We start from the raw sequence: 16266 nt of genomic DNA on the forward strand, positions 1-16266 counted from the left end.
TTGACCGGGTCAGTGCCGCACGAGGAGAAATACTAGAACATGCCGCCGCGGACCTGTGCAGCGGGGGTCCCCGCCGCCCGCGGAGCTGGCACGCCGACCGTCGCGTATTCCGAAACCAGCAGCTCAGGCAGCTCGTCGAGACCAGCGACCGTGTGCACTCCGTCCGGTGCCCGCTCGCCAGTGCGGCTCGTGCCGTCGCGGTCGAGCCAGACCGCTCCGAAGCCCGCGTCGAACGCGCCGATCGCGTCGGTGTCGAGTTTGTCGCCGACGTGCACCGCCCGCTCCGGCGGACAGTCCATCGCGAGGCACACCGACTGGAACATCACCGGATCAGGCTTGGCGACGCCGATCTCCCCGGCGATGGCGACGTGGTCGAAATACGGCGCGAGCCCAAGGTCCGCGATCTTCTGCCGCTGATGCGCGCCGGACGCGTTCGTGACAGCCGCGAGCCGCAGCCCGGCCGCACGCAGCCAGTCGAGACACGGGAGCACGTCGTCGAAGAGCCGCCAGGATCGCGCCAAGATCTCGCGCCGGCGCGTCTCGAAGGCGCGCACCTGCTCCGCGTCCGCGAGAATCCCCAGCTCGGCAAGGAAACACCCGGTACGCCGGTGATGCATCACGTCGTAGCCGAGCTGCCCGGCGACCACGAGCGCGACGTGCTCCTCGGTGATCAGGTCCCACAGCGGCCAAAGATCGTCCCGCCCAGTGAGCACCGCGAGCGACCGGCGAATGGCAGCGGTGCAGTCGATCAGAGTGTCGTCGATGTCAAGACACACCAGGCTCAGCTCGGGAGGCACCCACAGCTCGCGGCCGGCAACGGCAGGCGGGGCAGTGCGATGCAGCGACGGAGCGGCCGGGGCGAAATCCACTCCGTGAGGCTAGGGCACGCGCCGCTTCCGCAACGCGGCCAAAAAGGTGATAACCGCTCAGCCATTGCGGCGGATCGCCTCTACCCCCGGTGCGCAAAGTGGCCAGCCGGTGACGCTCACCACCAGCTCACGCGGCCGAGCGAGTGAAAGACACCCCTCCGGGACGCTTCACCGGAAGCGTGCACATTCCACACCGCCACTGCCCGGCACCGCGCCGATGTTCGACGCGGCGCGCGAGGGCACGGTAAATCCCCGGCGTACCAACGACTTCCCGCCATACGCTCGCTTCACAAAGATCAACACTGGCCCGGATTGCGATCACAAGTTCCGCCACCGAACTAACCAGCCATCGTTTTCCCGAAAATGCCGGAGCCAGGCCTTTCCGCGTCGCCGACAGCTCCCCCTCGTCCGAGGAGATCCACATCCGTAAATCGCGCGCCATTAAGCACGCTCAGTCGCAGGCGGCCGCGAGAACGATCATCCGCCGACTGGATCGCACAACGCCGTCCGCTTCTCGGCAACACGCTCGCCGCCAGAACGACACCGCCCTTCCGTCCGCCAACAGCCCAACCCGCCGCTCCGGCGTGTTACCCGCCCGGCACCTCCCTCGGACCGCTCGAGCTCATCACCCGCAACCCATGCCAGGTCCGCCCGTCGCCGCTTCGCGCGGCTCGCCCTACCCCGCCTTAGCTGCACCGCCTTTCCTCCCAGTCCCCCCTTTCGGCCGACTTGACGCGACCTCCGCCCTGGGTGCATCCTCACTGTTATTCAACAGGTGATGAAAAATAGGAGCTGGGGAAGATGACCGAACACACCGGATGCGTCATCGTGGGCGGCGGACCGGCCGGCATGGTGGCGGGACTGCTCTTGGCCCGGGCTGGCGTAACGGTCACTGTGCTGGAGAAGCACGCTGACTTCCTGCGCGATTTCCGCGGCGACACTGTGCACCCGTCCACGCTCACGTTGCTGGACGAACTGGGCCTCGGCGAGAAGTTCGACGCGCTTCCGCAAACCAAGGTCACCAGCGCGGGTTTGCCGACCCCCGACGGCGGCACGCTGACGATCGCCGATCTGTCCCTGCTGGACGTCCCGCGCCCGTACATCGCGATGGTCCCGCAGTGGGATTTCCTGGACCTGCTCGCAGACGCGGCACTTGAGGAGCCGACGTTCACCCTGCGCCTGGAAACCGAAATGACCGGTCTCCTCCGGTCGGGCCGCCAGGTCACCGGCGTGCGCTACCGCACCGCCGACGGCGCCGAAAGCGAACTGGCCGCCGACCTGGTGATCGCCGCCGACGGGCGGTGGTCACTGGCCCGGCGTTCAGCTGGTCTCACCCCGCACGAGTACTACACGCCGTTCGACGTCTGGTGGTTCCGGCTTTCGCGCGCCGCCGAGACGGAGACCGCCACGCTCATCCCGAGGATGCGCAACCGCCGCTTCGCGGTTCCGTTGCCGCGCAAGGGCTACTACCAGATCGCGTACCTGACGCCGAAAGGCAAGAAGCTGGACGACGCTGGCATCGAGAACTTTCGCCAGGACGTCACCGAAGCCTGCCCGGAGTTCGCTGACCGGGTGCACGAACTGAAGTCGATGGATGATGTCAAAGTCCTCGACGTCCGCCTCAACCGCTTGCGGCGCTGGCACGTCGACGGTCTGCTCTGCATCGGCGACGCGGCACACGCGATGTCACCGGTAGGCGGTGTCGGCATCAACCTGGCAGTCCAAGACGCGGTAGCAGCGGCGCGGCTGCTGGCTGACCCGCTGCTGCACGGCCGGCCGACTCAGAAGGAACTGGCCGCAGTCCGCCGACGCCGCCTCCTGCCGACCGTCGCCGTCCAGGGTCTGCAGCGTCTCCTGCACCGGCGCGTGATGGGCCCCGTCATGGCCGGCCATAACGATGGCCCGCCCGAGCAGATGATCGCTTTCCTGAAGCGCTTCCCGAAACTGGCCTACCTTCCGGCACTCCTCATCGGAGTCGGCATCAACCGGGAAACCACGCCCGCATTCGCCCGCCGCCCGGCGGAACCAGCTAACCGATAACCAGCCGGCAAGACACCGCGACAGCGGCCGCTTCCGCCGTCGCCCGCGAACGCGCCAGCCGCTCGATGGCACCCATCAGCAGCCTGATCAGAGACGCCGACCGCTGTCGCCGCCAAGAGGCAACTGCGCCCAGCTTGCATCCGACCGGCGCCGTCTCGGCGTTCGCCGCTGTGCGGCAACAGTGCCGCCCGCCGCCCGGCCGAACCGGCCCAGCTACCAGCGAACACGCCTTGACCAGGGATTCGCCACCGAACGGCAACGCCCCAGACCACCTGCCGGGACGGCCACCCCTAGACCACCCGCCGGGTCCGTCGCCACCCAGTGGCAACGGAGCCGGCGGCGGGGGTCAGATGTCCTGGACCGGGTTGGTCAGTGTGCCGATCCCGTCGATCGTGATGGACACCGACTGCCCGTCGACGATCGGCCCGACTCCCTCCGGCGTACCGGTGAGGATGACGTCGCCGGGCAGGAGGGTCATCACGCGGGAGACGAATTCCACCAGTTCGGGCACCTTGTGCACGAGATCCGATGTCCGCCCGTCCTGCTTCAACTCGCCGTCGACCTCGCTGCGCAGAGCCAGGTCGGACGGGTCGAGCGAGGTTTCGATCCACGGGCCGAGCGGGCAGAACGTGTCGAACCCCTTCGCCCGGCCCCACTGGCCGTCGGACTTCTGGAGCTCACGCGCGCTCACGTCGTTCGCGACCGTGTAGCCGAGGATCGCGCTCGCCGCGCGGGCGGCGGGCACGTTCTTCACCGGCTGGCCGATCACGACGGCGAGCTCGCCCTCGAAATCGACCCGGCCGACGTCGGACGGGCGGCGGATCGGCACATTCGGGCCGATCACTGTCGTCGACGGCTTGATGAACAGCATCGGCGCGGCCGGCACCTCGTGGCCGAACTCGGCCGCGTGCTTCGCGTAGTTCCGGCCGACGGCGATCACCTTCGACGGAAGGATCGGCGCGAGCAGCCGGACGTCGGCCAGCGGCCAGCGCTTGCCGGTGAAGGTCGGTTGGCCGAACGGGTGCTCCGCGATCTCGAGGACCTGGGCGTCGCCGCCTTCACCCTCGATCGAAGCGAACGCGACACCACTGGGATGAGCAATACGAGCTAGACGCACGACGCCAGTCTACGTACCCCCGCCCCAGCGCGCGCACTCCGCGCAGGTGCGAAGGGTCCATTCGCGTCGGTCCCGTACGAACGGACCCGTCGTACGGCTCCGACTCGACCCGCTCACGCGCGGCCCGTTGCGCCGAACACGCCGGGATACGCAGCTCAGCCCGAGTGCTCATCACAGGACCCGACGCGGTGGGCACCTCATGCATTCACCGCAGCCACCTCCTGGTCAGCAGGAGCGTCCGCCGAGGTCACCGCCAGACTCTTGTGGGCGAACGCGTCGCACATCGCGAGCCAGCTCGCCTCGACGATGCTGCCGTGCACGCCGACAGTGGTCCATTCGTGTTCGCCGTCACTTGTTTCGAGAAGCACCCGCGTCACTGCGTGCGTACCCGGGTTCGACGGCAGAATCCGCACCTTGTAGTCGGCCAGCTCGACGCTGTCCAACCAGGACAGATGGGGCGTCAACGCTTCCCGCAGCGCCGCGTCGAGCGCGTGCACCGGGCCGTTGCCTTCCGCGGTCGAAATGACCCGCTCGCCCGAGACGCGCACCTTCACCGTCGCTTCGGAGACGACCGCGCCGTCCGGACGGTGGTCCAGCACCACCCGGTAGGACTCGAGCTCGAACGGCAACGGCTCCGGTTCTTCGCCCGCGTCCTCCTCGACCTCGCGGCGCAGCAGCAGCTCCAACGAGGCATCGGCGGCTTCGAACGACCAGCCTTCCGATTCGAGTTCCTTGACCTTCCGCACTGCGTTCGTCAGCGCGTCGGGCCGGCCGGCAAGGTCGACCCCGAGTTCACGTCCCTTGAGCTCGAGACTGGCCCTGCCGGCCATCTCCGTGACCAGTACCCGCATGCTGTTGCCGACTGAAGACGGATCGATGTGGTTGTACAACAACGGATCCACCTTGATCGCACTCGCGTGCAGCCCCGCCTTGTGGGCGAAAGCGGACGACCCGACGTAAGCCTGATGGGTGTCGGGTGCGAGATTGGCGATTTCGGCGACTGCATGGGAGACGCGGGTGAGCTCGGCGGCCGCTCCGGTCGGGAGGACCTCCATTCCGAGCTTGGTCACGAGGTTTCCCGCTACGGCGAACAGATCGGCGTTGCCGGCCCGTTCGCCGTAGCCGTTCGCGGTGCACTGCACGTGCGTCGCGCCGGCCTGAACCGCGGCGACAGAGTTCGCCACGGCACAGGAAGTATCGTCCTGGCAATGGATTCCCAGCCGGAATCCGGTCTTCTCCTTGATTTCCCTGACGGTTTCGGCAAGTCCGAGCGGCAGCTGCCCGCCGTTGGTGTCGCACAGGACCAGGACGTCCGCGCCAGCGTGCGCCGCCGCGTCGAGGACCCGCAACGAGGTTTCGGGAGAGAACGCGTATCCGTCGAAGAAGTGTTCCGCGTCAAGGAAAACTCGCCGTCCTTCGCCGACGAGGAACGCCACTGTGTCCCGCACCATCGCGCACGCCTCGTCGACCTCGACTCGCAACGCACGCTCGATGTGCCGAAGGTCCGATTTCGCCACCAGAGTGACGACCGGCGCCTCAGAATCCAGCAGCGCACGCACCTGCGGGTCCCGGTTAGCGGTAGTACCCGCTTTGCGCGTGGACCCGAAGGCAACAAGCGCAGCGTGCTTGAGAGCGAGTTCTCCCTTGGCAGCCCGGGAAAAGAACTCCGTGTCCTTCGGCAACGCGCCCGGCCAGCCGCCCTCGATGAACCCGACCCCCAGGTCGTCCAGCAGTCGCGCGACCGCCAGCTTGTCCGTGACGGAGTAGGTGATCCCCTCGCGCTGCGCGCCGTCACGCAGGGTGGTGTCGTAGAGGTGGAAGGCATCGCCGAGCGGCGTGCCGGCGGGTTCCGTGCGGGTCACGGTGTTCTCCTTGTGGCGGGGCAGAACCTTGTTCAGGCAACAAAAAAACCTCCCGCATGGGTGCGAGAGGTTGCGCGCCGGTAGCTCTTGTGGAGCGTCTATCCGGCGCGCAGCGCAATAATGACGGAGATGGCGGCCATGACAGACACTATGCCACAGCTTCGCCCGGCTTCCAAGCTCCGGGCGAAGCATCCCACCTTCTGAGAGCCGTCAGCCGGGCAGATTCGCCAGGTAACGGCTGAAATCCTCGATCGCGGAAGCGTTCCGCGGACCTTCCACCAACGCCGCGTACGGCAGCGCGAAAAAGCGTCCCTGCTTCACTGCGGGGAGATCCCGGAGACCCGGCCGCGAACGGAGAAAGTTCTCCTTGTCCGCGACGCTGCCGACCTCGCTGCCGTAGTCGTTGATGAGGATGACGTCCGGCGCGCGCTGGACAACGGCCTCCCAGCTGACACTCGTCCAGCTGTCGTCGAGGTCGGCGAAGATGTTGACGCCACCCGATTTGGTGATGATTTCGTCTGGGCCGGCGTTCCGCGCGGAGGTGAACGGCTGGTCACGGCCGTCGTCGTAGAGGAACACCTTCGGCTTGACCCGGCCGGCCGGCATCGAGTTCGTGGCGGCAGCGACGCGGGACCGGTAGTCTTCGATCAAACGTTCTGCACGATCGCTGATCCCGAAGATCGTCCCCAAATTGCGCACGTCTGTGTACAGCGCGTCAAGCGGCCTCATGATGCCCCTGTGCTTGCCTGCGCCGTTACGGCACGCCTCGGTGAGCTGGTAGCTGGAGATGCCCAGCTTGGAGAGGGAGTCCGGAGTGAACCCGGTCCCCTCCGAAAAGCCATAACCCCAGCCCGCGAACACGAGGTCCGCGCCCGCACCCTGCACCACCTCGCGATTGATCTTCTCCGCGAGCTTCGGCACCTTGGCGAACTCGGCTTTCCATGGCGATGACGCCACACCGCCGGACTGTCCTTTGTCGACTACGTAGCCGGCCATCCGGTCGGCCAGCCCCAGAGCGAACATCAGCTCCGTGATGCCGATGTCGTTCGCGACCACCCGGGAAGGAGGTTTCGCCACGGTCAACGACGAACCGCAATTGGTCACGGTCACCGGAAACCCGGCCGGAGCGGCTGCGCTGTCCCGTTCGGACACCTTGGCGCCACATCCCGTGACGACGAGAGCGGCTGCCACGATCGACGCGACTGCTTTACGCATCACTGTCCTCCTGAGACTCGAGCCGGTCGAACAACAACTGCGGCCGTCCCGACGCCGGGTGCGGCACCACATGCGCGCGCACTCCGAACACCTCGGCGAGCAAAGCAGGGGTGAGCACCTCGTCCGGAGTTCCGCTCGCGACGAGGCGCCCGCGGTCGAGCACGTGGACCATGTCGCACACGGCAGCAGCCAGATTCAGGTCGTGCAGCGCGGCCAGCACAGTCGGTCCGCTGCGGCGGGCGAGGTCGAGGACTTCCAGCTGATGCCGGACGTCGAGATGATTGGTCGGCTCGTCGAGCACAAGGATCCGCGGTTGTTGCGCGAGCGCACGAGCGATCAGGACGCGTTGCCGCTCGCCGCCGGACAACGTGAGCACGCCTCGATCCGCCAAAGCGGAGAGGCCGACCTGCGCCAGTGCGGCGGCGCACAACCGGTGATCGGCCGCAGTCATTCGATCGAGCAATCCATGGTGCGGAAGCCGGCCCATCGCCACGACCTCGGCGACCGTGAAATCGAACTCCGCGTGCGTTTCCTGGGCCACCGCGGCGATCGCGCGTGCCCGCTTCCGCGGAGCCATCCTGTCGATCGGCTCGCCGTCGACCAGCACAACACCGACGGAGGGCTTGAGCGCTTGGTACGCGGCGCGCAACGTGGTCGACTTTCCGCTGCCGTTCGGCCCGAGCAGCCCGACGAACTGCCCTTGCCGCGCTTCGAGAGTCACGTCGGCGACGAGCTTGCGGCCGGCGGCCGTCACGCTGACGTCGCGGAGCGAGAGGTCCATTCACGCGCCTCCGAACACATAGGCGCGGCGACGCATCAGGATGAGGAACGCTGGCACGCCCACCGCCGCGGTGAGCACACCGATCGGCAATTCCTCGGGCGCGGCAAGAACCCGCGCGGCGACGTCCACCCACACCAGGAAGACGGCACCGGCGAACGGAGCGACGGCAAGCACTCTGCGGTGGTCCCCCCGACGACCAACCGCACCAGGTGCGGAAGGACCAACCCGACGAAGCCGATCGCTCCGCTCACCGCGACCAGGACGCCGGTCATCGCAGCGCAAACGACGAACAGCAAGATGCGGAGCTTCCCGACGTCGACGCCGAGCGTGGTCGCCGCTTCGTCGCCCATGGCGAGCGCGTTCAGCCGGCCGGACAACGCCCACAACAGCAGCGCCCCGCCGCCGACGACGATCGCGGCCACCGGCAGTGTGCCCCAGTTCGCGCCGGCGAGACTGCCCAGCAGCCAGAACAGCGCCGACCGCGCGGCCTCGCCGTTCGGCGCTTGGAAGACGATCACGGTGGTGATGGCGAAGAAACCATAGGACAACGTCGTCCCGGTCAGCACGAGCCGCAGCGGCGCAAGCCCTTGCCGCGTACGGGCCACGACATAAACGATCAACGTCGCACCGAGCGCGGCGACAAACGCGCCAGCCGAGAGCGCGTAGATCCCGAGCGACGCGAAAACCCCGAACAACGTCACCGCCGCCGCGCCAACCGACGCCCCGGAAGAAATCCCGAGCACATACGGCTCGGCGAGTGCGTTGCGCACCATCGCCTGGATGGCGACGCCGACCGTCGCCAATCCGGCGCCGACCACCGCCGCGAGCAGCACCCGTGGCAGCCGCAAGTCCCAGATGATCCGGTACTCGCCTACGTCGTCCAGGCCGATCGTCCCGCCGAACAGGCCGGCACGGAGAAAGGCCCACGTATGAGTGACCGGCACGGCGACCGTTCCGATCCCGACCGCGACGACAACAGACCCGGCGAGCAGTACGGCGAGCGTGCCGAGGACCGGGCCCAGCGTCCGTCGCCGTGGTCCGGCAACGGCCCCGACCAGGGATTCGCCATCCTGCGGCGACGCGGCCGAACTCCCCGCGGAGCGGGTGCCGCCCGCACCGACGAGCGACTCGGCTGCGGATTCGCCGTCCAGCGGCAACGCATCTCGCCGCCCTTCGGACCGGATGCCGGGCAGCCGGGCAAACCGCTCGGATCGAGAAACGTCCAGGAGGCTGGTGTGGTGGTCATCCGGGCCTTCGAGGACCGACCGGTCGGCCGTCCCGGCGCTCGCTCGCGAATCTTGATCGGCCTTGGCCGCGCTTCCCCACCGGGTGTCGCCTGACATCGGCGAAGCATCGTCTGCCTCGGTGTCGGCCGATGGCTGTGAGTCTCTGGCCGCACTGCCGCCGCGCAACGGCGAAAGTCCGCCCGCCTGGCCAAGGTGGTCGGTCCGGGCGGCTGGCGTCGAGGCAGAGCCGCTCGCGCTCCGGGCATCGGCATGGCCAGAAGAAGGCGGTCCGGCCGCTCCGGGTACCGGTTCGGGACGGGAGGAAGGATCTCGCGACGACGAAGACACTGCGGAGGGACCCAATCGGATACCGGGTCCACGGGCGCAAGACGGCAGCCGCCAGCAACGTCAGGAGCGGGGGTGTCGTCTCCCGCGGACCGCGACGGGAGGGGACGAGGTAAAGCGAGAACTCCCGCCGGTATCGGGCTTGCCTTCCGGTCCCAGAGGAACAGGACCGGAAGGCCCACCGTTGCGCGTCAGCGCCGGACTTCGACCGGCTTCCGCGGCGAGGGGTTCTGAAAAGGGCTGCCGGCGTCAGCCGACCTGACGGACGTTGGACGAGACCAGTGCGGCGAGCCGGTCGCCGATCGCCTGGGTCGCGCCCGGCGACGACTGGTCTCGCGTAGCGAGGTCGAACGCCACCGACGCCTCGATGCGGCGCGCCGCTTCCTTCTGGCCCAGGTGGTCCAGCAAGAGCGACACAGACAGCACCGCAGCGGTCGGGTCGGCCAGGCCCTGGCCGGCGATGTCCGGCGCGCTGCCGTGCACCGGCTCGAACATGCTCGGGTTGCGGCGGGTGATGTCGAGGTTGCCGCTGGCCGCGAGGCCGATGCCGCCAGTCACCGCGGCCGCCAGGTCGGTGAGGATGTCGCCGAAGAGGTTGTCGGTGACGATCACGTCGAAACGGGACGGGTCGGTGACCATGTGGATGGTCGCGGCGTCCACGTGCGAATACGCGACGGTGACCTCGGGGTGCTCCAGGGAGACCTCTTCGACGATCCGCGACCACAGCGAGCCGGCGTGCTCCAGCACGTTGGTCTTGTGCACCAGAGTGAGGTGCTTGCGAGGCCGCTGCTCGGCGCGGTTGAACGCGTCCGCGACCACGCGCCGCACGCCGAAGGCCGTGTTGACGCTGACCTCGGTGGCGATCTCGTGCTCGGTGTCCTTGCGCAGCAGACCGCCGTTGCCCGCGTACGGGCCTTCGGTGCCTTCGCGCACGACGACCATGTCGATGTCGCCCGGGTCGGCCAGCGGTCCGCGCACCCCGGGGTACAGCCGCGCGGGGCGCAGGTTCACATGGTGGTCGAGTTCGAACCGCAGCCGCAGCAGCAGGCCGCGCTCGAGGATGCCGCTCGGCACCGTCGGGTCGCCCACCGCACCGAGCAGGATCGCGTCGTGCTGGCGGAGTTCGCCGAGCACCGACTCCGGAAGCAGCTCGCCGGTGGCGTGCCACCGGGAGGCGCCGAGGTCATAGTTCGTGATCTCCGCCGACGGTGCCACTTCACCGAGCACCTTCAGCGCTTCGGAGACCACCTCGGGCCCGATCCCGTCCCCTGGGATCACAGCGAGCCGCATCCACACACCTCCGTAGCCAAGGCCACCGGGCGCACCGATGGCCCATTCGCACAAAAACGCCAGCAGCGGAAGGTTACCGGCCGTAGACAAGAGGCCGTAGCCGCACCACCCTTATGCCGCATCCTCCCACAGGGTGAGACACCCGTTCGGGGGAACGAGAACGGGGGCTTGCCCAGGCCGGACAGCCTGGCCAAGCCCCCGCGTTCCCGCAATGCGGCCGTTCGGCGACCACAGCTCATCCTCCCCTGAACGGGTGACGAGCTCAGCCGCGCTGCAGCTGCGATTCGATCCGCACGACCGAGGCTCGCTGCCCGGACGCGTTGTGGTGCTCGATCGCCAGCAGGCCCTTCGCCTTGTCTCCGGCGATCGCACCCTGGTTCCGGTTGACCACCAAAGCAGTCCCCGGCTTAGCGGCGTAGCCGAGAGCCGCGTCGCCGCCGCCTTGGACCGCGTACGCGGGCGCTAGCGCGTCGAACGAGAGCGGAGTGCCGACCTCGTCGATCAGCCCGTTCTTGTTGCCCGGAGCGACGTAGTAGCCGGCGGTGCCGACCGTGTAGCTGATCCGGTGCGACGCCGCCTTCGGGTCGATCCCGAGCGCGGCGATGCTGACCGGCAGCACCATCACGTTCGAGTCGAACACGTTGGTGTCGACGTCGCCGAGCTGGCCGTTGATCGCCTGCAGATCCACCGACGGGTTGCCCGGTTTGGTCAGCGACACCGTGTTCACCAGCAGGACGTCGGACCCGGTCGCCTTCGTCACGAAGGTCTCGAAGTCCGGCTTGCCGTCGCCGGTGGTGTCGATGTCCACGAACGGCACCGTGTTGCTGCCCAGGTTCGCGAAGTCGCTCCAGGTGGTGACCCCGAACGCCAGCATCGCGTTCTCCGGATCCCCCTGGGCCTTGGCGAGCGGGGCCGTCGACGCGGCGCCGACGTACCGGATGTCGCCGCCCTTGGCGGTGCGGTTGAGCGTGCAGTCCGCCGTGACGTGCGCGTCGCACTCCGGCAGCTGCGGCGACTCGGCCTGCAGTTCCAGCACGCTGATCAGCGAGCGGTAGCGCTGCGCGCCGGTGCCCTGGTCGATGCCCTTGCCGCCGACGTTCAGCACGGCCTGGGCGCTGTTCGCGCCGAAGCGCACGCCGGTCGGCGTGGTGATCGCCGAAACCGGCTTCGGCGACGAGTACACGGCAACCCGCAGCGGAACGGTCGAGCCGTTCTTCGGGGTGAACGCGATCCGGCCCGAAGCGTCGGCCACGAACTGTCGCGCCAGGCCGGCCTGCGTCGCCGCCATCGTCGGGTCGAGCACCTTGCGCAGTGCCTTCGGGTCGGCGATCTTCAACGTCACCTGCACCGTCGCGACCCCGCGCGGGTTCAGCTTGACCGAGCTCTTGTCCACTGTGTACTCGACACCGGGCAGGCTGTTGACCGCCTCGTAGCCCACCGAGTACTCCGCGGCCTTGACGCCTTTGTTGACCACCTTGATGGTCTTCGACAGCGTCACTGGACCGCCGGCCTCGACTGTGCCGAACGTGACGCTGACGGCACCCGGGTCATCCTGCACGTACGCGAGAACCTGGTTGTCCAAGGCAGCTTTCGCGTCGATCCGGCCGGCCCCGACGCGCTGCGGGCCGTAGGTGTGGCCCGCGCCGTCGGTGATGTCGTGCACCGCGGTGCCCACGACGTCGGCCTTGACCTCTTCGACGCTCCAGTCCGGGTGTGCCTGGCGGACCAGCGCCGTGATGCCCGAGGTGTGCGGGGCGGCCATCGACGTGCCCGAGATGACCAGCCGGCCGTTGCCGCTGCCGCGGAACGCCGACGTGATCGTGTCGCCCGGAGCCGCGACGTCCGGCTTCACCGACGGACCGCGTCCGCCGCGCGAGGTGAACGAGCTCGGAGTGTCCACGATGGACTGGTCATAGGTCTGCAGCGTGGTCCGCCCGGCACCGAACAGCCGCACGGTCAGCGTGCCCGCGTTCAGGCCGGCGCGAGCCGACTGCGTCGCTTTGCCGGTGAACTGGAACATCGGGACCGCCGCGTTGCCCGCGATACCCGCGCCGAAGTGCTCCACAGTGGACGAAAGCAGCACCGCCTTGGCACCGGCGGCCTGCGCGTTGTTGGCCCGCGCCGCGGACCCGCACGCCCGGGTGGCGTCGTTGTCGTCCCACTCCAGCCACACCGTCTTGCCGGCGGCCTTCGCCTTGTCCTCGGCCGAGTAAGCCTTGCAGCCGGCGTTGTTGTCCGCCGCGAGCGGCACGACCGGAGCAGTCAGGTCGAGGTTGTCGTAGCCGGTGTATTCCTGGCTGTACTGGCCCGGCTGCTGACCGGCGGTCGGCGTCTTGACCTCGACCGCGTCGCGCAGTTCGCCCGCGTCGCGGCTGCTGGCCACGGTGAGCGCTTCCGGGGTGTTGCCCGGCGAACCGGCGATGTCGTTGATATCGCCGCCGTTGCCCGCCGAGATCACTGGCAGCACGTTGTTCTGCGCGAGCTTGCGCACGAACAGCGAGTCCGGGTCGTCCGGCGCGCCGAAGTCGCTGCCCAGCGACAGGTTCACCACGTCGAGGTGGTCGGTGAAGTCGCCGTCGCCGTCCGGGTCGAGAGCCCAGTCCAGCGCCTGCGAGGTGACGTTGGTGGAACCCTTGCAGCCGAATACCTTGACCGCGTAGAGCAGAGCCTTCGGCGCTGTGCCCGGCCCGATCCGCATCGCGTCGAGCGTCTTCCTGTTCAGCTTCTTGTAGTCGCCGGTGAACGTGCTGCCGTCGGCGTTCACGCCGAACCCTGCGATGGTGCCCGCGACGTGCGTGCCGTGCTCGCCGCACGCGATCGGGTTGAGGTCCGGCTTCGGCGTCGGCGAGCCGGTCTTGCCCGCCGAGTCGTAGTCGTCGCCGACGAGGTCGGTGCCGCCGACCACCTTGGCGCTCGGGAACAGCGGCGACGGCTTGGCGCGGTCGACGGCGTTGTACGCCTCAGCCGTACCGGGGCCGCCGAAGTCGGCGTGTGTGTAGTCGATGCCGTCATCGATCACGCCGACGCGGATGTTGTCGCCGAACTTGCCCGTCTTCTGCCAGCTCACCAGCGTGTTCGTCAGCTGCTCGGCGCTGGCGTTGGTGCGGGTCTTCGGCACGACGGTGCGCACCGACACGACGTCCGGACGCCGCGCGAGTTCGCGGATCTTGGCGGCGTCGGCGGTGACCACCGCACCGGCCACCGCGTTGGCGGTCTGCGTGACCAGCTTCATGCCCGCGTCCGCGGCCTTCAACTGACCGACGACGGAGTTGACCGCGGCCGCGGTCTCGGCCTTCGCCGCCTTCGCCGCCTGCTTGGCCTTCTCCTTGCCCTTGCCCTCCTCCGCCTTGAACGCGTCCACGGCGGGCTTCTTCGCCAGCTCGATGAACGCGGTGACGGGACCCTGCGCGGCGCTCAGCCGGGGCGAAAGCTTGCCCGCGACCTTGCTCGCGTCGACCTTCGCCGGGACGACCGGCTCGGCCAGCGGCGCGCCCTGCGCGGACGCGGCGGGCACGGCGACCGCCGCCGCCAGCACCACCGCGGAGCCCACGACCACTGAACGGGCGGCCCACCCGGGCAACCGGGTTCTGCTCATGAGTAACCCCTTCTCGAGGCCAGCATCACGAACCTGCCGGTGCTCCCACCTCGCAACCCCCGACGGTGAGCACTGGCGCCGCGCCGTGCTCTCACGGCGCGTGGTTCGGCCTCGCGGCACAGAACCTAACCGCCCGAAACACCTACTTTCGTGCGGAAAAGGCTCCGTTACCCGAATGTTGCCGGTCTGGGCGAAGCGCGAAACGGCCCCTCTCCCGGTACGGGAAAGGGGCCGTTCGAGACGTAGGGAACTAGCTGAAGTCGACCGCGCGAATCGTGTGCGCGCCGACGGTGGCCCCGATCGGCTCCAGCACGTTGCTGTCCACGTGCCGGTCGACGCGCAGCAGCATCATCGCGTCCGTGCCGTCGGTGGTCTGGCTGATCTGCGCCGCCTCGATGTTGATGCCGGCCTCGCCGAGCAGCGTGCCGACCCGGCCCATGACGCCCGGGCGGTCCGGGTATTCGAGGACCAGCACGTCGCCCTCGGCGCGCAGGTCGAAGTGCCGTCCCTTGACCTCGACGATCTTCTCGACCTCGTCCTTGCCGGTGACCGCACCGGACACGGTGAGCACCGTGCCGTCGCCGTGCACCGCGCGGATGGTGACCAAGCTGCGGAACTTCGGGCTCTCCGACACCGACGTCAGCTCCACCTGCACGCCGAGCTCCTCGGCCAGCCGCGGCGCGTTGACGAAGGTGACCTGGTCGTCGACCACGCCGGCGAACAGCCCGCGCAGTGCGGCCAGCTGCAGCACCGAGGTGTCCTCGCTGGACAGTTCGCCCTTGACCTCGACGGTCACCGACGTCGGCGCCTTCGGGTTCAGCGCGGTCAGCACCTGGCCGAGCTTCTGGGTGAGCGACAGGTACGGCCGGACCTCGTCGCCGACCGAACCGCCGCCGGACACGTTGACCGCGTCCGGCACGAAGTCGCCGCGCAGCGCCAGCAGCACCGAACGCGCGACGTCCGTGCCCGCCCGGTCCTGCGCCTCGGCGGTGGACGCGCCCAGGTGCGGCGTGACCACGACGTTCGGCAGGTTGAACAGCGGGCTCTCGGTGGTCGGCTCGGTCACGAACACGTCGATGCCGGCGCCGCCGACGTGCCCGCTGCGCACCGCCTCGGCCAGCGCTTCTTCGACGATCAGCCCGCCGCGGGCGGCGTTGACGATGATCACGCCCGGCTTGGTCTTCTTGAGCGCCTCGGCGTCGATGAGCCCCTTGGTCTCCGGGGTCTTCGGCAGGTGGATGGAGATCGCGTCGGCGCGCTCCAGCAGCTCGTCCAGGGTGACCAGCTCGATGCCCAGCTGTGCGGCGCGCGCGGCCGAGACGTAGGGGTCGTACGCGATCAGCTTGGCGCCGAACGCGGCGAGGCGCTGCGCGAACAACTGGCCGATCTTGCCCAGGCCGACGACGCCGACCGTCTTGCCGTTGATCTCGACGCCGGAGAACGAACTGCGCTTCCACTCGCCGCCGCGCAGGCTCTGGTCCGCGGCGGGAACGCGCCGGGCGACCGCGAGCAGCAGCGCGACCGCGTGCTCGGCGGCGGAAACGATGTTCGACGTCGGCGCGTTGACCACGAGCACACCGCGCTCGGTGGCGGCCGGGACCTCGACGTTGTCCAGCCCGACGCCCGCGCGGGCGACGACCTTCAGCTGCGTGGTGGCGCCGAGCACCTCGGCGTCGACCTTCGTGGCGGATCGGACCAGGAGCGCGTCGGCGCTCTTCACCGCCTCGAGCAGCGCGGGACGGTCCGTGCCGTCCACCTGCCGGACCTCTACCTCGTCACCGAACACGCTCAGCACGGAGGGCGCGAGCTTCTCCGCGATGAGGACGACGGGTTTGTTGGGCTTGGTCACGATGCGGCTCCCACTATCTGGTCACGAAATCGAGGACGCTCTCCTGCGGCGCACGCCATTGTGCCCGGACGGCGGGA

9 protein-coding genes and 1 pseudogene are annotated in these 16266 nt (G+C 68.7%); 1 reads left to right on the forward strand and 9 read right to left on the reverse strand.

Annotated features, from left to right (window positions below; all coding sequences use genetic code 11):
• Positions 1–32 precede the first annotated feature (32 nt).
• A complete protein-coding gene (locus tag AMYBE_RS0123575; RefSeq protein ID WP_027927929.1) occupies positions 33–776 on the reverse strand; it encodes an HAD family hydrolase in 744 nt (247 codons plus the stop codon).
• Positions 777–1670: 894 nt separating this feature from the next.
• On the opposite strand from AMYBE_RS0123575, the gene AMYBE_RS0123580 reads away from it, so the two are divergent.
• Positions 1671–2909 carry an FAD-dependent oxidoreductase gene (locus AMYBE_RS0123580; RefSeq protein ID WP_020661855.1) on the forward strand — a complete coding sequence of 413 codons (1239 nt, stop codon included), beginning with the start codon at positions 1671–1673 and terminating at the stop codon, positions 2907–2909.
• 346 nt (positions 2910–3255) lie between these two features.
• Here AMYBE_RS0123580 and AMYBE_RS0123585 read toward each other — a convergent pair whose 3' ends face one another.
• The 8 genes and pseudogenes from AMYBE_RS0123585 to serA all read right to left on the reverse strand — a co-directional run bounded on the left by AMYBE_RS0123585 (position 3256) and on the right by serA (position 16189).
• Positions 3256–4026, reverse strand: coding sequence for a fumarylacetoacetate hydrolase family protein (locus tag AMYBE_RS0123585; protein ID WP_020661856.1), 771 nt, complete (start codon positions 4024–4026; stop codon positions 3256–3258).
• Between the two features lie 197 nt (positions 4027–4223).
• Positions 4224–5888, reverse strand: coding sequence for a citramalate synthase (cimA, locus tag AMYBE_RS0123590; RefSeq protein ID WP_020661857.1), 1665 nt, complete (start codon positions 5886–5888; stop codon positions 4224–4226).
• A gap of 210 nt (positions 5889–6098) precedes the next feature.
• Entirely contained in the window at positions 6099–6944 is an 846-nt protein-coding gene (locus tag AMYBE_RS0123595; RefSeq protein WP_245573241.1) for an ABC transporter substrate-binding protein, read from the reverse strand.
• Between the two features lie 151 nt (positions 6945–7095).
• Complete coding sequence (locus tag AMYBE_RS0123600; RefSeq protein WP_020661859.1) at positions 7096–7884, reverse strand: ABC transporter ATP-binding protein; 789 nt, start codon at positions 7882–7884, stop codon at positions 7096–7098.
• Positions 7885–9227 (reverse strand): annotated as a pseudogene (locus AMYBE_RS42205) (FecCD family ABC transporter permease). It abuts the gene before it with no gap.
• A 477-nt stretch (positions 9228–9704) separates the two neighbouring features.
• On the reverse strand, positions 9705–10745 hold the full coding sequence (locus AMYBE_RS0123610; protein WP_020661860.1) for a 3-isopropylmalate dehydrogenase: 1041 nt from the start codon (positions 10743–10745) through the stop codon (positions 9705–9707).
• 262 nt (positions 10746–11007) lie between these two features.
• Positions 11008–14340 (reverse strand): S8 family peptidase, encoded by a 3333-nt coding sequence (locus AMYBE_RS0123615; protein ID WP_027927930.1) that lies wholly within the window; start codon positions 14338–14340, stop codon positions 11008–11010.
• 250 nt (positions 14341–14590) lie between these two features.
• The gene (serA, locus tag AMYBE_RS0123620) at positions 14591–16189 is read right to left on the reverse strand and encodes a phosphoglycerate dehydrogenase (protein ID WP_020661862.1); all 1599 of its coding nucleotides are present in this window, start codon (positions 16187–16189) and stop codon (positions 14591–14593) included.
• Positions 16190–16266 lie beyond the last annotated feature (77 nt).

Source organism: Amycolatopsis benzoatilytica AK 16/65 (assembly GCF_000383915.1).
Lineage (GTDB): Bacteria > Actinomycetota > Actinomycetes > Mycobacteriales > Pseudonocardiaceae > Amycolatopsis > Amycolatopsis benzoatilytica.

Excerpts from the sequence above, each read along its gene's own strand:
- AMYBE_RS0123615 (WP_027927930.1), bottom strand. The coding sequence starts at position 14,340 with ATGAGCAGAACCCGGTTGCCCGGGTGGGCCGCCCGTTCAGTGGTCGTG.
- AMYBE_RS0123600 (WP_020661859.1), bottom strand. The coding sequence starts at position 7,884 with ATGGACCTCTCGCTCCGCGACGTCAGCGTGACGGCCGCCGGCCGCAAG.
- AMYBE_RS0123580 (WP_020661855.1), top strand. The coding sequence starts at position 1,671 with ATGACCGAACACACCGGATGCGTCATCGTGGGCGGCGGACCGGCCGGC.
- AMYBE_RS0123610 (WP_020661860.1), bottom strand. The coding sequence starts at position 10,745 with ATGCGGCTCGCTGTGATCCCAGGGGACGGGATCGGGCCCGAGGTGGTC.